The organism is Cellulosimicrobium sp. NPDC030954, assembly GCF_055571305.1.
The window spans coordinates 738934-756376 of the sequence record NZ_JBVIFN010000001.1; the positions used below are offsets into that span (position 1 = coordinate 738934).

The 17443-nt window shown below is 75.4% G+C and carries 18 protein-coding genes and 1 tRNA gene; 8 read left to right on the forward strand and 11 right to left on the reverse strand.

Features of this window, described 5'->3' with window-relative positions:
* The first annotated feature begins 562 nt into the window (after window positions 1-562).
* Window positions 563-1807: a UDP-N-acetylmuramate dehydrogenase gene (locus tag ACZ402_RS03045; RefSeq protein ID WP_375822738.1), complete on the forward strand. Its 1245-nt coding sequence runs from the start codon at window positions 563-565 to the stop codon at window positions 1805-1807.
* A gap of 80 nt (window positions 1808-1887) precedes the next feature.
* Here ACZ402_RS03045 and ACZ402_RS03050 read toward each other — a convergent pair whose 3' ends face one another.
* The 3 genes from ACZ402_RS03050 to ACZ402_RS03060 all read right to left on the reverse strand — a co-directional run bounded on the left by ACZ402_RS03050 (window position 1888) and on the right by ACZ402_RS03060 (window position 4522).
* Window positions 1888-2898 carry a L,D-transpeptidase family protein gene (locus tag ACZ402_RS03050; protein ID WP_375822288.1) on the reverse strand — a complete coding sequence of 337 codons (1011 nt, stop codon included), beginning with the start codon at window positions 2896-2898 and terminating at the stop codon, window positions 1888-1890.
* Between the two features lie 270 nt (window positions 2899-3168).
* On the reverse strand, window positions 3169-3570 hold the full coding sequence (locus ACZ402_RS03055; protein WP_375822287.1) for a GntR family transcriptional regulator: 402 nt from the start codon (window positions 3568-3570) through the stop codon (window positions 3169-3171).
* Window positions 3557-4522 (reverse strand): hypothetical protein, encoded by a 966-nt coding sequence (locus ACZ402_RS03060; protein WP_375822286.1) that lies wholly within the window; start codon window positions 4520-4522, stop codon window positions 3557-3559. The genes ACZ402_RS03055 and ACZ402_RS03060 overlap by 14 nt, the downstream gene beginning before the upstream one ends.
* Before the next feature lie 129 nt (window positions 4523-4651).
* Between ACZ402_RS03060 and ACZ402_RS03065 the strand changes: the two genes are divergently transcribed.
* Both ACZ402_RS03065 and ACZ402_RS03070 read left to right on the forward strand, forming a co-directional pair.
* Window positions 4652-6013 (forward strand): phosphotransferase family protein, encoded by a 1362-nt coding sequence (locus tag ACZ402_RS03065; protein WP_375822285.1) that lies wholly within the window; start codon window positions 4652-4654, stop codon window positions 6011-6013.
* Window positions 6014-6077: 64 nt separating this feature from the next.
* Window positions 6078-6482, forward strand: coding sequence for a hypothetical protein (locus tag ACZ402_RS03070; RefSeq protein ID WP_375822284.1), 405 nt, complete (start codon window positions 6078-6080; stop codon window positions 6480-6482).
* A 176-nt stretch (window positions 6483-6658) separates the two neighbouring features.
* Here the strand turns inward: ACZ402_RS03070 and ACZ402_RS03075 are convergent, their stop codons facing one another.
* From ACZ402_RS03075 to ACZ402_RS03110, 8 genes are all read right to left on the reverse strand, one after another.
* Window positions 6659-7327, reverse strand: a complete 669-nt coding sequence (locus ACZ402_RS03075; RefSeq protein WP_375822283.1) for a response regulator transcription factor — start codon at window positions 7325-7327, stop codon at window positions 6659-6661.
* Window positions 7324-9012 (reverse strand): sensor histidine kinase, encoded by a 1689-nt coding sequence (locus tag ACZ402_RS03080; RefSeq protein ID WP_375822282.1) that lies wholly within the window; start codon window positions 9010-9012, stop codon window positions 7324-7326. Before ACZ402_RS03080 ends, ACZ402_RS03075 begins: the two co-directional genes overlap by 4 nt.
* On the reverse strand, window positions 9009-9326 hold the full coding sequence (locus ACZ402_RS03085) for a hypothetical protein (protein WP_375822281.1): 318 nt from the start codon (window positions 9324-9326) through the stop codon (window positions 9009-9011). Before ACZ402_RS03085 ends, ACZ402_RS03080 begins: the two co-directional genes overlap by 4 nt.
* A gap of 54 nt (window positions 9327-9380) precedes the next feature.
* Window positions 9381-10400 (reverse strand): adenosine deaminase, encoded by a 1020-nt coding sequence (locus tag ACZ402_RS03090; protein WP_375822280.1) that lies wholly within the window; start codon window positions 10398-10400, stop codon window positions 9381-9383.
* 101 nt (window positions 10401-10501) lie between these two features.
* Window positions 10502-11173: a response regulator gene (locus tag ACZ402_RS03095; protein ID WP_375822279.1), complete on the reverse strand. Its 672-nt coding sequence runs from the start codon at window positions 11171-11173 to the stop codon at window positions 10502-10504.
* Complete coding sequence (locus ACZ402_RS03100; RefSeq protein WP_375822278.1) at window positions 11170-12483, reverse strand: sensor histidine kinase; 1314 nt, start codon at window positions 12481-12483, stop codon at window positions 11170-11172. The genes ACZ402_RS03095 and ACZ402_RS03100 overlap by 4 nt, the downstream gene beginning before the upstream one ends.
* A complete protein-coding gene (locus ACZ402_RS03105) occupies window positions 12470-13342 on the reverse strand; it encodes an ABC transporter permease (RefSeq protein ID WP_375822277.1) in 873 nt (290 codons plus the stop codon). The genes ACZ402_RS03100 and ACZ402_RS03105 overlap by 14 nt, the downstream gene beginning before the upstream one ends.
* A complete protein-coding gene (locus tag ACZ402_RS03110) occupies window positions 13339-14355 on the reverse strand; it encodes an ABC transporter ATP-binding protein (protein WP_375822276.1) in 1017 nt (338 codons plus the stop codon). Before ACZ402_RS03110 ends, ACZ402_RS03105 begins: the two co-directional genes overlap by 4 nt.
* 206 nt (window positions 14356-14561) lie before the next feature.
* Here ACZ402_RS03110 and ACZ402_RS03115 point away from each other — a divergent pair.
* The 5 genes from ACZ402_RS03115 to rplA all read left to right on the forward strand — a co-directional run bounded on the left by ACZ402_RS03115 (window position 14562) and on the right by rplA (window position 17375).
* Window positions 14562-14634 (forward strand) — tRNA-Trp (locus ACZ402_RS03115).
* 160 nt (window positions 14635-14794) lie between these two features.
* The gene (secE, locus tag ACZ402_RS03120; protein ID WP_253055143.1) at window positions 14795-15022 is read left to right on the forward strand and encodes a preprotein translocase subunit SecE; all 228 of its coding nucleotides are present in this window, start codon (window positions 14795-14797) and stop codon (window positions 15020-15022) included.
* Between the two features lie 116 nt (window positions 15023-15138).
* Window positions 15139-15966: a transcription termination/antitermination protein NusG gene (gene nusG, locus ACZ402_RS03125; RefSeq protein WP_375822275.1), complete on the forward strand. Its 828-nt coding sequence runs from the start codon at window positions 15139-15141 to the stop codon at window positions 15964-15966.
* 96 nt (window positions 15967-16062) lie between these two features.
* On the forward strand, window positions 16063-16494 hold the full coding sequence (gene rplK, locus ACZ402_RS03130) for a 50S ribosomal protein L11 (RefSeq protein WP_047233799.1): 432 nt from the start codon (window positions 16063-16065) through the stop codon (window positions 16492-16494).
* Between the two features lie 164 nt (window positions 16495-16658).
* A complete protein-coding gene (gene rplA, locus ACZ402_RS03135) occupies window positions 16659-17375 on the forward strand; it encodes a 50S ribosomal protein L1 (RefSeq protein ID WP_047233800.1) in 717 nt (238 codons plus the stop codon).
* Window positions 17376-17443: the final 68 nt, after the last annotated feature.

The following is a 17443-nucleotide window of genomic DNA, read 5'->3' on the forward strand; positions in this document are numbered from 1 at the left end:
GCCATGTCGCCCCGTGTTTTGGGGGGTTAGCGCGGTGTAATGGCCCGCGGGGGGGGGGGGGGGTGGGGGGGGGGGGGGGGGTGGTGGTGCCGCGTCTACCATCCGCCGCTCGTTCCTCGCGGCTCCCGTGTTCTCGGTCGGGATCGTCCTGCGTTCGCGAGCTCACTCCGGACGATCCCTCGTCCAGGCCCGCCACGACGCGGCACCACCACCCACCCCGCCCTACGGTGTCTCGGCCTGGTCTGGGCTGCCTGGGGCGACTACCCGCGGTGTCAGCTTCGACCGCACGGTTCCCGCTGCATGCGGTCGGTGCACGAGACTGGCGTCGGCGTCGGCGTCGGCGTCGGCGTCGGCTTCGGCTTCGGCTTCGGCGCCGACGCCGCTGTGTCGTGGTGCCGCTGCGCCCGGACCCCACCCCGCAGGCGGCAGAGTCCGTGCGCGCCGCGGACCGAGCCCGCGGGCCTGAGTCCGATCGGGCGAACGGTGGCGGCGGCGGGTCGGGGCGGGGGCGAACTACGCTGGGGCGGTGACGTGCGAACCCCTCACCCCCGTCGACCGCGACCTGCCCGAGATCGTCCGGACCGCGCCGGGCCTGCGGCCCGACGCCGTCGGCGCGCCCTCGTTGGCGGAGCTGACCACCCTGCGGGTGGGCGGTCCGGCGGACCGGTACGTCGAGGCGCACAGCGAGGCGGAGCTGCTGGAGACGGTGCAGGCCGCGGACGACGCCGGGGAGCCGCTCCTCGTGATCGGCGGCGGCTCGAACCTGCTCGTCGGTGACGAGGGCTTCGGCGGGGTCGTCGTGCGCGACCTGCGGCGCGGGATCACCGTGGACGCCGAGGACTCGTGCGGCGGTGCGAGCTTCCACGCCCCTGCCGGGCAGGACTGGGACGAGCTGGTCGCGCGCGCGGTCGCGGAGGAGTGGGTGGGCGTCGAGGCGCTCTCCGGCATCCCGGGCACGGTCGGTGCCGCGCCCGTGCAGAACATCGGCGCGTACGGCCAGGAGGTCGCGGGGGTGATCTCGACCGTGCGGGTGTGGGACCGCCGGCGGTCGCGCGTGCGCACCCTGGCGCTGGGCGAGCTCGCGTTCGGGTACCGCACGTCGCTGCTGAAGCGCAGCATGCACGCCGCGGTGAGCGGTGACGGCGAGGCGGACGGCCCGTGGTACCCGTCGCCGCGCTACGTGGTGCTCGACGTCGGCTTCCAGTCCCGGCTCGGCTCGCTGTCCGCCCCGGTCGCGTACCCGGAGCTCGCCCGGACGCTCGGCGTGCAGGTCGGCGACCGGGCCCCGAGCGCGGACGTGCGCGAGGCGGTCCTGACACTGCGGGCGCGCAAGGGCATGCTGCTCGACGGCGTCGGCCCGGACGTCGCGCCCGCGTCGCCCGACGACGCCGTGCCCGGGGAGACGGGTCCGGACCACGACCGCTGGAGCGCCGGGTCGTTCTTCACGAACCCCGTGGTCGCGGCGGCGCAGGCCGACCTCCTCCCGGCGGAGGCCCCGCGCTACCCGGTGCGCTCGGCGACGCCGTCCCGCACGACGGGCCCGAGCCTGGGCGAGGTCGACCCGACGCTCGTCAAGACGTCCGCGGCGTGGCTCATCGAGCACGCGGGGTTCACCAAGGGCTTCGGCGTCCACGGTCCGTCGAGCCTCGCGCGGCTGTCGACCCGGCACACCCTGGCGCTCACCAACCGTGGCGGCGCGAGCGCGGAGGACCTGGTCGAGCTCGCGCGCGCGGTCCGCGACGGCGTGCGCGAGGCGTTCGGCGTCGACCTGGTCCCGGAGCCCGTCCTCGTCGGCGTCTCCCTCTGACCGACCCACCGGTTGTGGGCATGGAATGGGCCCGGTTCCGACCTCGGAACCGGGCCCATTCCATGCCCACAACGGGTAGGTCAGTAGACGAGGACCGGGGTGCCCGGGTCGGCGTGCCAGGTGTCCCAGAGCCAGTTCATCGCCGAGTTCGCGACGCGCACGCACCCGTGCGACGCGGGCCACGGCGGGATAGAGCCCGAGCCGTGCACCGCGATGCCGCCGGTGAAGAACTTGGGACGCCACATGTCGCCGAGCTCGAGGCTCGACGAGTGGTTGCCGTCGACCTGCCGGCCGACGCGGAACTCTCCGCGCGGCGTGCCCGCGCGGTAGGTCCGGCCCTTGGCCTCGTACGACTCGCCGTTGCCCGACGACGCGTTGACGACCGTGACGACGCGACCGTCCTCGACGGCGAGCAGGAGCTGGCGGTCGAGGTCGATCTCGATGACCTTGCCCGACCCGCTGCGCGGCTGCGGCGTGACGCCCTGGTCGAGCGCGGCCTGCGTCGCGGGGCCCACGACGCCGTCGCGCGAGAGTCCGGCGGCCTTCTGCAGCGCCCACACGGCCTGCTGCGTGCCGCCGCCGAAGTCGCCGTCGGGCGCGCCGATGAAGTAGCCGAGGTCGGCGAGGCGCTGCTGCAGCGCGACGACGCGCTCGCCGGTCGCGCCGCGCGCGAGCTCCTCCGGCTCGACGGGTGCGGGCGGCGGCTCGGGGGTCGGCTCCGGCGCGGGCGGGGGCGTGCTCGGCTCGGGGGCGGGAGTCTCGGTGGGCGTGGGCTCGGTCGTCGGCGTCTCCGGCGGCTCGGGCGTGGTCTCCGTGTCCGTGGGGCTCGGGCTCGCGGGCTCCGTCGTCACGGGCACGTCCGCGGTGGCCGACGGCGTCCGGCCGGGCTCGAGGTCGGGCAGCCCGGCCTGGCAGCCTGCGAGCGCCAGCGCCGCGACCAGCGTGGCGACGACGGCGAGCGACGCCGCGCCGGCACCGCGCCGACGTCGGCCCGGTCCGCGCCCCGCGGCCGCGGGAGCGGCGCACGCCGCGTCCCCCGCCGTCGTGCGCGTCGCAGCGCCCGTCCGCGCGCTCGCGGAAGCTCCGTCCACCTGTTCCCCCTCACGTGTGCCGCGGCGTCCGCCGCGGAGCACCATCATGCGCCCGGCCGGTGCCTCGGACGTCCGTGCCGGGCGTCTGTCGGCGGATCGTGACCCTGTCGTGACGCGGCGACGGGTCGGGCGCGGGCCGGACGGGCTCGGCCGCGTCCTCCGTCCGCCGACCGCGGGACCGCGACCGAGGGCGTTCGCCCGTCCAGCGCCCGGTCGGCGCCCCGTCCAGCGCCGGGTCGCCCAGCACCGTCCAGCGGCGTCCAGCGTCGTTCAGCGTCGGGCGTCCCCCGACCCGGGCGGCTCGTGCAGCAGCGCCCCGCGCACGACGTCGAGGATCGCGTCGTCGGACAGGCCGGCCTCGCGTCCGGCGCGGACGAGCTCGTGCGCGGCGTGGCGCGCGGCGACGTCGCTCGCGGAGACGCCGTCGGCCACGACCGTCCCGGCGCGCCGCCGCGTCGTGACGACCCCGGCCGCCTCGAGCTCGCGGTACGCGCGCGCCACGGTCCCGGGCGCGAGCCCGAGGTCCGTGGCGAGCGCGCGGATCGTCGGCAGGCGGTCGCCGACGCGCAGGCGACCGGCGGCGACGTGCGCGACGACCTGCGACCGGATCTGCTCGTACGGCGCGAGCCCCGACCGCAGGTCGATCTCGACGCGCAGCTCAGCCGGCGGCATGGCCGCGCCCCGCCGCGCTCGCGTGGGCGTCCGCCCAGGCGTCCGGGTCCGGGGCGGCCCGCACGACGACGGCGATCGCCGCGAGCGCCAGCCCGACCGCGACGACGACGAGGACGACCGCCCCCGGATAGCCCACCCGCGCCGCGGCGTTCGCGCCGATGCCGAGCATCCCCGCGGCCGTCAGCCCGAGCGCGAGCTGCGCGCCCCGCAGGACCCGGTGCGCGGACGCGCGGCGCAGGCCGACGTCCCACGCCTCGTCGACCTGCGCGACCGCCGGGCGGCGGGCGACGAGGCGCAGCACCCCCTCGGCGCCCGTGACGACCAGCACGGCCGCGAGCGCGAGCCACGCGCCGTAGAACGCGCCGGGGTAGGGGCTCGCGGTCGAGGTCGAGTCGCCGAGGACGCGGGTCACGGACCGCCCGTCGTCGCTCGCCGTGAGCGCGCCGACGACCGCGAGCAGCACGACGAGCGTCCCGAGCGACCAGGTGAGGCGACGCAGGCCGCGGGGCGCGACGTCCGCGACGGTCCGTGGCCGCAGCGTGGCCGCGCGGACCGAGGTCCGCTGGCGCGGCCAGGTGCGTTCCCCGACGGCGTGCGCGCCGAGGAACGTGAGCCCGACGACCGCGGGGGAGAGGCCCACGAGCACGCCCTCGGCGAGGCCCCCGACGGAGGTCGCGGCGGCCTGGGCGACGACGGCGCCGACGAGGAGCGCGGCCGTCACCGCGGCGACGCTCACGGTCGTCGCGTGCCGCCGGGCGGCGCGGCGCACCGGGTCCTCCGTGGCGAGCCCCTGGAGCCACGGCTCGGGCGCGCGCGTCGCGGCGCGCACGGCGAGCACCACCGCGACGCCGAGCGCCACCAGGACGGCGAGGACCGCGCCGGTCCACGCGAGGTCGTACGCCGCGGGGAGGAAGAGGTCGGCGCCCTGCGGACCTTCCGACGTTTGTATCAACACATCAGTACAATGGCACGCGCGCCTCGGCCCGTCAAGACCCCGCGGATCCCGGACCGGCGCGCCCGGATGAGAGGTCTCTCATCCCGGTCTCACCCGCGAGCCACGCGCGCGAGGTTGCCTGGGGCCATGACGCTCGCCCCTCCCGCGCCCGACCAGCGCGCCTGGCTCGACCTGCTCACCGCCCCCGAGGCGGGAGAGCTGCTCGCCGTGGCGCTGGGCGCCGACGGCGCGAGCCTCGACACGTGGCGCGTCCACCAGGTGCACGCGCGCCCCGGCGCAGAGGTCACCGTCGGGTACGACGTCGTCGCCCGCCGCGCGCTCGCGGCCGGGCCGGGCGGGGGCACCGCCGCGGCGGACGCCGCCGAGTACCTGCTCGCCACGACGGCCCCTCTCTCGCCCGACGCGGTCGGGGCGGGGGTCGTCCGCCTCGCGGACGGTCCGCGCGTCGTGCACGTGTGGCGCCACCCCGCCGACCCGCTGCTGCCCGGCCTCGCCGCCGCGTGCGACGCGGGCGAGCTCACGCGCCGCCTCGCGGCGGCGGGAGCGCTCGGGCCCGGCGAGGCTGTGGAGTCGGTGACGACGGTCGCCTACCGCCCGCTGCGGCGCGCGGTGCTGCGCGCGCGGACGTCCGCGCGCACGGTCTACGTCAAGGTCGTCCGGCCCGACCGGGCGCGCTCGCTCGTCCGTCGGCACGACCTCTTCCGGTCCACCACCGTGGACGCCCCGCGCTGCCTCGCGTGGCACGACGACGGCGTGGTCGTCCTCGAGGAGGCGCACGGCCCGTCGCTCGCGCAGCACCTCGCGGCGCTCGGCCCGGACGGCCAGCCGACCGCGATCGACCCGCGCGAGCTCCTGCGCGTGCTCGACGCCCTCCCGGCCCGCGCGACGACGCTGCGCCGCCGCCCCGCGTGGTCCGAGCGCGTCGAGCACTACGCGGCGTCGGCGCTCGCGGTGCACGCGCTGGACCCGGCGCGTGTGGACCGCGTCGCCCGCGCGGTCCGGACGGCCGTCGCGACGCGCGACCCCGGGCCGGTCGTCGCGACGCACGGCGACTTCTACGAGGCGAACGTCCTGCTCGACGTCCCGGCGGCACCCGGCACCCCTGCCTCGCGGGGACGCGCCCGCGTCGGCGTCCTGCTCGACGTCGACACGCTCGGCCCGGGGCACCGCGTGGACGACCTCGCGTGCCTCGTCGCGCACCTCGTCGTGCTCCCGTCGCTCGCCCCCGCGGTGTACGGGGGCGTGGGGGCGCTCGTCGACCGGTGCCTGGCCGTGTTCGACGAGCGCGTCGACCCCGCGGCCCTGCGGGCGCGCGCGGCCGGCGTCGTGCTGTCCCTCACGACCGGTGCGGCGTCGCGCGACCTCGCCGATGCGTGGCTGCGGGTCGCGGAGGGGCTGCTGGACGCGGCCCCCGGCACGGTCGCCGCCGAGCCCGCCCCCGTTCCTGAGAGCACTCTCATCGGCGCCTCCTCGGCATCTCACGCGTGACCGAGAGGCTCGGAGCATGCACGGCAGAGGGGTCGTGCGCACCATCGGACGAAGGAGAAGGATCATGAAGGCACGCAGCGCATGGATCGTCACCGGGGCGCTCGGGGCGGTCGGTCTCGGAGCGACGGTGGCGACCGCCCAGGGCGCGTTCGACGCCCCCGAGCCGGCGACCGTCTCGCCGTCGGTCCAGGTGGGCACGTCGTCGAGCACGCCGACCGACGCGCCCGCCACGTCCGCGACGCCCAGCCCGACCGACGTCCAGAACGGGTCGTCGATCACGACCGTCACGGCGAACACGTCCGCCTCCCCGAGCACCGCGGGCTCGGCGAACACCTCCGGCTCGGCCGTGACGAGCCAGACCCCGAACACGCCCAACACCCCGCCCACGGCGAACACGGCGAACACGCCGCAGACGCCGAACACCCCGCCCAGCCCGGTCACGCCGCCGTCGCCGCAGTCGGCCGACTGACCTCGGCGCCCGACGGGCTGCCGCGCCGCGCCCGGGTCTGCCGGTCGCGAGGGACCACCTCGCGACCCGCGGGCCCGGGTTCGTCGTGCCAGGGGTGCGTCTGCGCCGACCGGGTCGGCAGGCCGGGCCCGCCGGTCCGGCAGGTCTGCGGTCCGGCAGGTCAGCGGGCCGGCCGGTCAGCGGGCGGCGTCGGCGAGCCGGTAGCCCATGCCGCGCACGGTGACGAAGTGCTCGGCCCCGAGCTTGTTGCGCAGGTAGCGCACGTAGACGTCGACGACGTTCGACCCGGGGTCGAAGTCGTACCCCCACACGCGCGACAGGAGCTGCTCGCGGCTCAGCACCTGGCCGGGGTTGCGCAGGAACGCCTCGGCGAGCGCGAACTCGCGCGCCGAGAGGTCGACCTCGCGCTCGGCGGTGCGCGCGCGGCGCGTGCGCAGGTCGAGGCTCAGGATGCCGTGCGTGAGCACCGTGACCTCGCCCGCGGGCTCGCTGCGCAGGCGCAGCCGGATGCGCGCGAGCAGCTCCTCGAACCGGAACGGCTTGGCCATGTAGTCGTCGGCCCCGCCCTCGAGCCCGGCGACGGTGTCCGTGACCGACGTGCGCGCGGTGAGGATGATGACGGGGATCGCGTTGCCCGTCTCCCGCAGACGCCGCAGCACGGTGAAGCCGTCCTGGTCGGGCAGGCCCAGGTCGAGCACGAGGAGCGCGAAGTCGCCGGTGCTGGAGAGGTCGAACGCCTCGCGGCCGGTCGCGACGGTCGTGCTGGCGTAGCCCGCCGAGCGCAGCCCCTTGGCCACGAACGACGCGATGCGGGTCTCGTCCTCGGCGACGAGGATCTGGCTCACCGGGTGGTCCTTCCGTCGGGGGCGGGGTACGAGGGCGGACGGCGGTCGTCGGGGCCCGCGACGGGCGGTGCCGGCGGCCCGGGTGCCCGCGGAGGGAGCGAGGGGAGCGGAGGCGTGACGGCGGACGGCGCGCTGGGCACCGTCGGCGCGGTGGGCGCCACCGCGGGGGGCGCGGGGCGTCGCCCCGGGCCGTGCGGGCCGGGCGCCGGGTCGGCCGCGTCGAGGGACGCGGCGGCGACCGGGACGAGCGGGAGGTCCAGCGTGAACGTCGACCCGACGCCGGGCGTCGACGCGACGAGCACCCGGCCGCCGTGCCCCTCCGCGATGGCCGCGACGATCGCGAGCCCCAGTCCGGCGCCCTCGGGGTGGGCCGCGCCGGGCGTGGTCGCCTGGGCGAAGCGCTCGAAGATCCGCTCCTGCTGCTCGGGGGCGATCCCGACGCCCTCGTCGCGGACCCACACGCGCACGCGCGCGCCGTCGTCGGACACGGCCGAGCCGAGCGCGACGACGGACCCGGGCGCCGAGAACTTCACCGCGTTGGCGGCGAGCTGCAGGAGCGCCTGGGTGAGGCGCTGCGCGTCGGCACGCACGGCGACGTCGGCCCGGGCGTCGACGAGCCAGCGGCGCTCGCCGAGCGTGCGGACCTTGTCGTGCACGTCGTCGAGGAGGCGGCCGAGGTCCGTGTCGACCGGGCGGACGAAGTCGGGACGACCGGCGGTCGCGAGCGTCACGAGGTCGTCGACGAGGCGGTTCATGCGGTCGAGCTCGTCGAGCGCGAGGTCGCGCGTCTCGGACGCGTCCGAGGCGTCGTGCGGGTCCATGAGCTCGAGGTGCCCCCGGACCACGGTGAGCGGGGTGCGCAGCTCGTGCCCGACGTCGTCGATGAGCCGCCGCTGCGAGTCGAACGCCCCCTCGATCCGGTCGAGCATGCCGTTCACCGTGCGCGACAGGTCCGAGAGGTCGTCGTTGCCGGTCACCGGGATGCGCGCGGACAGGTCCGTCTCGCCGATGTCCTGCGCGGTGCGCGAGAGCGTGCGGATCGGCTGGAGGAGGCGCCCCGCGACGACCCACCCCACGACGCCGATAAGCACGAGGGCGCCGAGCGCCACGACCGCGTAGGTCCGGAAGACCTGCGCGAACTCGGCGTGCTCGGCCGAGCGGTCGTAGGCGAGCACGAGGGCCGCGGGCGCCTGGCCGGACGCACCCGTGCCGCCGACGGAGCGGACCGGGGCGACGAGGGCGCGGTAGTCGGCCGTCGCGGTCCGCGGCGAGCGCAGCACGACGTCGTCGCCCGCCACGAGCGGCGAGAGCGCGGCGACGAGCTCGGGGTCGTCCTCGAGCCGCAGCCGCACCTCCTGCTGCGAGACGAGCGGCGTGCGGCCCTCGCGGAGCCCGAGGATGCCCTCGTTGTGCGCGGGGACCGTGAGCTGGATCGAGGCGACGACGACGTCCTCGGCGGACGTGAAGGGCTCGCCCGTGACGGGGTTCACCCCGGACTCCGCGAGCTGCGCGAGCTCGTTCGCGCTCCGGGTCAGGCTCTCGTCGATGCGCGCGTCGATCTGCCCGCGCTGCAGGAACCAGGCGGCGCCGCCGGCGAGGAGGAGCGCGAGGGCGGAGAGCCCGAGGAACGCCGCGAGCATGCGGGTGCGGACGGTCAGCCCCGCGCGGCGCGTCCGGGGGCTCACCCGTCGCCCCGGTCGGAGCCGCTGCGGTCGTCGTCATCGTCGTCGCCGCTCGACGGCGGGGCGGGCGTCACGCGGTCCTCGTCGTCGTCATCGTCGTCATCGTCGTCATCGTCCCCGTCCCCGTCGTGGTCGTCGTCGGAGGCGGTCGGCGAGGGGGCGGGCGTGGTCGTCGGCGGGGCGGGGGCGGGCGTCACGACCACGGCGCCCCCGACCTCACGGTCCTGCGGGCGCGCGGCGAGCGCACCCGCGGCGGCCGCGCCCCCGAGGACGAGCACGAGCGCCCCCACGAGCCACGCGACGGTCCGGCGAGTCATGGCCCCAGTATCCGAGAGCAGGATGAGACGCACATGAGAAGGGGAGGCGGCCGGTCAGGCTCCCGCGAGCCAGTCGTCGACGCCGGCCAGCAGGCGCTCCTTCGTGCCCGACGACGCCCGGCTCGCCCGGATCGACGACCGCGCCAGCGCGGCGAGCTCGTCGTCGGAGAAGCCGTGCTCGTGCCGCGCCGTCTCGTACTGCGCCACGAGGCGGGACCCGAAGAGGAGGGGGTCGTCCGCGCCGAGCGCGACGCGGGCCCCGGCGTCGACCAGCGCACCGAGGGGCACCTGCCCGGCGTCCTCGTAGACCCCGAGGGAGACGTTCGACGCGGGGCACACCTCGAGCGCGATCCCGCGGTCCACGACGTCGTCCAGCACGCGCCGGTCCTCCGCGGACCGCACGCCGTGGCCGAGGCGGTCCGGGACGAGCTCGCGCACCACCTCGTGCACGTGCGCCGGCCCCAGCAGCTCGCCTCCGTGCGGCACGGACGCGAGCCCGGCCCGCCGCGCGATGGCGAACGCGCGCGCGAACTCCGCCGTGTCCCCGCGGCGCTCGTCGTTGCTCAGGCCGAACCCCACGACCTCCCCGGCCCCCTCGCCCGCGTACTGCGCCGCGAGGCGCGCGAGCGTGCGCGCGTCCAGCGGGTGCCGCATGCGCGACGCCGCGACGACCACCGCGACCTCCGTCCCCGTCGCGGCGCTCGCGGACCGCGCCGCGTCGAGCACGATCTCCACGGCCGGGGTGATGCCGCCGACGAACGGCGCGTACGACGTCGGGTCCACCTGGATCTCGAGGCGGCCCGACCCCTCCGCGGCGTCGTCCTGCGCGGCCTCGAGCACGATGCGGCGCATGTCGGCCTCGGAGCGCACGCACGCGCGCGCGGCGTCGTAGAGGCGCTGGAACCGGAACCACCCCCGCTCGGTGGGCGGGAGCCGGAGCGGGTCGCCGTCGACGAGCGCGTGGGGGAGCCGCACGCCGTACTGCGCGGCGAGGTCGCGCAGCGTCTCCGGGCGCATCGACCCGGTGAAGTGCAGGTGCAGGTGGGCCTTGGGAAGCGTCGCCAGGTCTCGCACACGGGGAGTCTGTCACGCGGACCCGACCCGCGCGTCGCGCACGGGGCAGGGTCCCGACGGCAGCCCGCCCCCCGTACGGGCCCCGTCACACCGGACGCCGGTCAGGTCCCGGTGAGGAACCCGCGCTGCATGGCGACCGTGACCGCGGCGGTCCGGTCGTCCACGCCGAGCTTGGCGAACGCGCGGAGCAGGTGGGTCTTCACGGTCGCCTCCGTGATGAACAGCTCGCTCCCGACGGCCGCGTTCGACAACCCGCGCGCGACGAGCCGCAGCACCTCGATCTCCCGGTCCGTGAGCCGGTCCGCGCCGCGGACCGACGTGACGAGCCGGGTCGCGACGCTCGGCGCGAGCACGGTCTGCCCGCGCGCCGCCGCACGCACCCCGGCCACGAGCTCGTCCCGCGGCGTGTCCTTGAGCAGGTAGCCGGTCGCCCCGGCCTCGACCGCGCGCAGGATGTCCGCGTCGGTCTCGTACGTCGTGAGCACGACGACGCGCGGGGCGCCCGCCGCGCCGCCGCGCCCCGCGCCCCGGCCGGGCGCGCCGACGATGGCAGCCGTCGCGCCGACCCCGTCGAGCACGGGCATGCGCAGGTCCATGAGCACCACGTCGGGCGCCAGCTCGCGGGCGAGCGCCACCGCCTGCTCGCCGTCGCCCGCCTCGCCGACGACCTCCAGGTCGGGCTCGGCGGCCAGCATGCCGGTGATCCCCGAGCGCACGACGGGGTGGTCGTCCACGACGAGCACCCGGACGACGCCGACCCCCGCCGGGTTCATCGCACGTCTCCCGCCCGCGTCGTCGCGCGCGTGCTCGTGGCCGGTCCGTCCGGCGACGCGCCGGCGGGCAGGCGGACCGCGACGCGCGTCCCGCCGCCGGGAGCCGGCCCCACCTCGAGGCTCCCGCCCTCCGCAGCCGCGCGCTCCCGCATGCCCCGCAGCCCGTAGCCCTCCGTGAACCCCGACGCGTCCGCGGGCAGGCCGCGTCCGTCGTCGGTCACCTCGAGCACCGTCCCCGCGTGGTCCTGCCGGAGGTCGACGCGCACGGCGGACGCGGCCGCGTGCCGCCGGACGTTCGTGAGCGCCTCCTGGGCGGAGCGCAGCAGCACGACGTCGTCCGCGCTCGACAGACGAGGGGCCTGCGGGGCGGTGAGCTCGACGCGCGTCCCGGTCTCCTCCGCGAAGCGGCCCGCGAGCCGGCGCAGCGCCTCGCTGAGCGTGCCGCCCTGGAGCGGGGCGGGGGCGGAGGCGGCGACGAGGGCGCGGGCCTCCGCGAGGTTGTCCCGCGCCGTCGACTCCACGAGGGTCAGGCGTTCGCGCGCCGCGTCGGGGGCGCCCCGGTCGAGGTCGGCGCTCGCGGCCTGGGCGAGCATGACCACGCTCGTGAACCCTTGGGCGAGCGTGTCGTGGATCTCCTGGGCGACGCGCTCGCGCTCGGCGAGCACGCCCGCCTCGTGCGAGGCCCGGCCGAGCTCGGCCTGCGTGGCGCGCAGCTCGTCGACGAGCCGCGCGTGGCGCTCCGACTGCCGCAGCGTGTGCGCGGTCCACAGCCCGAGGCTCAGCGCGAACGCCAGGGCGACGCCCATCTGGGGCGCGGCGCTCGCGAGCTCCTCGGGCTCGACCCGCCCCGTCTGCGGGTCGAACGCGAGCGCGAGCGCCGTGCCGGCCGCGAGCGCGACGCACAGCACGACCTGGGCCCACAGGTGCTCCGACAGCATCCAGATCTGCGTGAAGACCGCGAACAGCAGGAGCGTGCCGAGCGCGTCCTGCCCGACGACGACGAGCGTGCACGCGATCGCGAGGACGAGGTAGAGGTGGGCCGGCACCTGGTCGCGGGTGCGCGCCGCCCGCCGCCCCCAGGCGAGGTAGGCCACGAGGATCGTCGCGACCGCCGCCAGGGACACGAGCAGCGCCCTCCCGCTGACGCCCGCCGCGAGCAGCGCGAGCGCGCTGAGCACGACGATGACGTAGAACGCCACGTCCCACCAGCGCACGTCGCGGGCCCACGTGCCGTCGAGCTCGGCGGTCGCGGCGTCGGCGGAACTCCCGTCGACCACCCCGCCCGGCGACGGCGTCTCAGCCGTCGTCACGGCGCCGCCACCGGAACGAGCGTGCACCGACCACGAGCCCCACGACCAGCCATGCGACCAGTACAGCAGCGGTCGCGCCGTGCTGCCACGACCCCGACGGCTCGAGCGCCGCCGCCTGCTCCGGGAGGAACACCGAGCGCATGCCCTGCGCCATCCACTTGAGGGGGAAGAGCGACGCGACGGTCTGCATCCAGGACGGCAGCGCGAAGAATGCGAAGAACACCCCGGAGATGAACTGCAGCACGAGCACGACGGGCGTGACGACCGCCGTCGCGGACTTGCCGGACCGCGGCAGCGACGAGAACGCCACGCCGCACACCGCGCCCGCGGCACACCCGAGCACGAAGACCCACGCGAAGGTCGCGAGGCGCGCGCCGCCGTCGGACATCTCCCACGGCATGGGGACGTCGTAGACGGTCGCGGCGAGCAGGAGGAGCAGCGCGGTCTGCACGACCGACGTCAGCAGGACGAGCCCGACCTTGCCGTAGAAGTACGCGGACGGCGGCAGCGGGGTGGAGCGCAGCCGCTTGAGCGAGCCGTCGTCACGCTCGACCGCGATCGAGATCGCGAGCGACTGGAAGCTCGTGAGCATGACGCCGGTCGCGATCATGCCGGGCAGGAAGTACTGCGCGAACGGCACGGAGTAGCCGGCTGTGCCCTGGTCCTGGCCGTCGAACACCGTCGCGAAGATCGCGAGCATGATGAGCGGGTACGTGAAGATGAAGATCACGGCGTCGCGCTCGCGGAAGAACGCGCGCAGCTCGGCGCGGGTGCGCTCGACCCCCAGCCGGCCGGCGCCGGGCAGGGCGGCGGGTCGGGCGGAGCGCGTGGACCGGGCGGCGGTCGGGGCGGTGGTCACTTGCGGGCCTCCTCGGGGACGACGGCGGTCGTGCCGTCGGGCGTGGGGTCCTCGGCGCGCGCGTCGAGGGGACCGGGTGGGGTCGTGCCGGCAGGTACGGAGTCGGGTGCCGTGGCCGGCTCGCCGATGAGCTCGAGGTAGACGTCCTCCAGGCTCGGGCGGGTCACCGCGAGGCCGGGGACCTCGCCGTCGGGTCCGGCGTACCGCGCGGCGAGGGACGCGACCAGCGCGGTGGGGGAGTCGGTGCGCTCCGACCGCCACGTGCCGTCGTCGAGCCAGCGGACCTCCGGGCGGCGCGCGTCCGGGCCGCCGAGGCGGTCGGGCGCGTCGAGCGCGACGACCTGGCCCGCGCGCACCACGGCCGCGCGGTCGGCCAGGTGCGCGGCCTCGTCCAGGTAGTGCGTGGTGAGCAGGATCGTCGTGCCGTCCGCGCGCAGCGAGCGGACCAGCGCCCAGAACGCGCGGCGGGCCTGCGGGTCGAACCCGGTCGTCGGCTCGTCGAGGAACAGCAGCTCCGGGCGCCCCACGATGCCGAGCGCGACGTCCAGGCGCCGCCGCTGGCCGCCGGAGAGCTGGCGCGTGCGGGTCCGGGCCTTCTCCCGCAGCCCGACGGCGTCGATCACCTCGTCCGGGTCGCGCGGCGCCGGGTAGAACGTGGCGAAGTGCCGGACGATCTCGGCGACCGTGAGCTCGGCCTGGTCCCGCGAGTCCTGGAGCACGACGCCGATGCGCGAGCGCCAGGCGCGACCCGCGGTCTGCGGGTCCTCGCCGAGCACGCGGACCTCGCCCGCGTCGCGCCGCCGGAAGCCCTCGAGGATCTCGACGGTCGTCGTCTTGCCGGCGCCGTTGGGGCCGAGGACGGCGAAGATCTCGCCGCGCTCGACCCGCAGGTCGACGCCGTCGACCGCCTGCTTGGCGCCGTAGCTCTTGCGCAGGCCGCGGACCTCGACGGCCGGGCCGCTGTGCCGGGCGCCCGCGGCGGGGGAGCCGGTGGGGAGGGGTGTCGTCGTCATGGGACCAGCCTGTCGACGGGGCCCCGCCGCGCGCGACGGCCGTTCGTCCGGACCTCGTGTCCACCGATCGGTGGACGGCGGTTCGACCAGGGGCCTCGCGTCGCGTACAGTGATCCCTCGGTGGTTGACGCCCGCCACGCTGGTCCGCGCCCGTGAGACGTGTTTCGTCCCGGGGCCGGGGGCTCGTACGGCGTCGTCGAGCACGAAGGGTAGTGGCGCAATTGGTAGCGCAGCGGTCTCCAAAACCGCAGGTTGCAGGTTCGAGTCCTGTCTACCCTGCACGGCGTGGCTCTTGCGGGACCTTCCCCGGAACCACGCGCGGCCCGGCACCGGGCCGCACCGAGGGTTCGAGCAGGTCCCGTACGTGAGCGATGGGGAAGAACGAGTGAGCGAATCGCCGTCAGAGGCCGTGGGTGCAGGCGGCGCACGCGCCGACGAGGTGAAGAAGAAGGGCCGTCCGTCCGCGGACAAGAAGCCCAACATCTTCGCGCGCATCGCCCTTTTCGTGCGCCAGGTGGTCGCCGAGCTCCGCAAGGTCGTCACGCCGACCCGTTCGGAGCTCATCACCTACACGACGGTCGTCCTGGTCTTCGTGGTCGTGGTCATGGCCTTCGTGACCGTGCTCGACCTCGGGATCGGCAAGGCCGTCATGTGGGTCTTCGGCTAGCGAGCCACCTCCGCCCGGTCGTGCCGGGCCTCACCACGGCAGCCGGCGCCCCTCGGGGCGCCGTCGGCGCTTCCAGAAGAAGTCATCGAGCAGTTCGTCAGAAAGCAGGTTCGTTCGTGTCCCAGGAGTCGCTGGACCAGACGGAGAACGTCGACCCGACGCAGCCCGAGGGTGCCCAGGACGACGTCGAGGAGACCACGGACGTCCCGGCGGTCGACGAGGCTGACGAGACGGTCGACGCGGACGCCACGGACGACGAGGCGGACGAGGACGCGTCGGACGACGAGGCGGACGAGGACGTGTCGGAGGACGAGCGCCCGGTCGACGAGGACGGCGACGTCATCGAGGACCCGGTCGCGGAGTTCAAGCGCACGCTGCGCACGCAGCTCGGCGACTGGTACGTCATCCACTCCTACGCGGGCTACGAGAACCGTGTGAAGGCCAACCTGGAGAACCGTATCCAGAGCCTGAACATGGAGGACTACATCTTCCAGATCGAGGTCCCCATGGAGGAGGTGGCCGAGATCAAGAACGCGCAGAAGAAGATCGTCCGACGCGTGCGCATCCCGGGCTACGTCCTCGTCCGCATGGACCTCACCGACGAGTCGTGGGGCGCCGTGCGCCACACGCCCGGTGTCACCGGCTTCGTCGGCCACACCCACCAGCCCGTGCCGCTGACGCTCGACGAGGTCTTCTCGATGCTCGCGCCGATGCTGGCCCCCGCCCCGGAGCCCGGAAAGCCCGCCCAGGCCGCCGCGAAGGCTCCGGTCGAGGTCGACTTCACGGTCGGCGAGTCGGTCACCGTCACGGACGGCCCGTTCGACACGCTGCCGGCCACGATCTCCGAGATCAACGTCGAGAACCAGAAGCTCAAGGTCCTCGTCTCCATCTTCGGCCGGGAGACCCCGGTCGAGCTGTCGTTCAACCAGGTCGCCAAGATCTGACGTCGGGGCGGCCCGAGCCGCCTCGCGTGAGCGCAGCACTGCAACCGGGTCATCGCCCACGGCGTCGGTCCACGAGAAGAAAGTCAGGGAAGAGTCATGCCTCCCAAGAAGAAGGTCTCCGGCCTCATCAAGCTCCAGATCCAGGCCGGTGCGGCGACGCCCGCCCCGCCGATCGGCCCCGCGCTCGGTCAGCACGGCGTGAACATCATGGAGTTCTGCAAGGCCTACAACGCGGCGACCGAGTCGCAGCGCGGCAACGTCATCCCCGTGGAGATCACGGTCTACGAGGACCGTTCGTTCACGTTCGTGACGAAGACCCCGCCGGCTGCGGAGCTCATCAAGAAGGCCGCGGGCGTGCAGAAGGGCTCGGCCACGCCGCACACCGTCAAGGTCGCGAAGATCACCGCCGACCAGGTGCGCGAGATCGCCCAGACCAAGCTCGAGGACCTCAACGCGAACGACCTCGACGCCGCGTCGAAGATCATCGCCGGCACGGCCCGCTCGATGGGTATCACCGTCGAGGGCTGACGACAGACCACGTCTGTCCCGGGCGCCCGAGGCGCCCCGGACGACGTACCGAGGCCGGCACGCACCGCGTGCCGGCCTCGGGCACGACGTCGATCCGCACCTCGCGGACGACGGTGGCAGGGTCCGCGCGGACCCGCAGACCACGACTGCAGAAGGAGAAGCAGATGGCAACGCGCAGCAAGGCGTACCGCAACGCCGAGGAGAAGATCGACCGCGAGCGTCTCTACGCGCCGCTCGAGGCGGTCCGTCTCGCCAAGGAGACGTCGACCGTGAAGTACGACGCGACCGTCGAGGTCGTGTTCCGCCTGGGTGTCGACCCGCGCAAGGCGGACCAGATGGTCCGTGGCACGGTCAACCTGCCCCACGGCACGGGCAAGACGGCCCGCGTCATCGTCTTCGCGAACGCCGCGAAGGCGGAGGAGGCCCGTGCGGCCGGTGCCGACGAGGTCGGCGGCGACGACCTCATCGAGAAGGTCGCCGGTGGCTACACCGACTTCGACGCCGCCGTGGCGACGCCCGACCTCATGGGCAAGGTCGGCCGCCTGGGCAAGGTGCTCGGTCCCCGTGGTCTCATGCCGAACCCGAAGACCGGCACCGTGACGATGGACGTGGCGAAGGCCGTGTCCGACATCAAGGGCGGCAAGATCGAGTTCCGCGTCGACAAGCACGCGAACCTGCACTTCATCATCGGCAAGGTCTCGTTCGACGAGAAGGCGCTCGTGGAGAACTACGCGGCGGCCCTCGAAGAGGTCCTGCGTCTCAAGCCGTCGTCCTCGAAGGGCCGCTACATCACCAAGGCCACGCTGACGACGACGATGGGCCCCGGCATCCCGCTGGACCAGTCCAAGACGACGAAGCTGCTCGAGGACGACGCCGCCTGACGGCAGTCCTCCCGCGGGTGGTCCACACCCGCACCACGCACGACGGCGCGGCACCCTGCGAGGGTGCC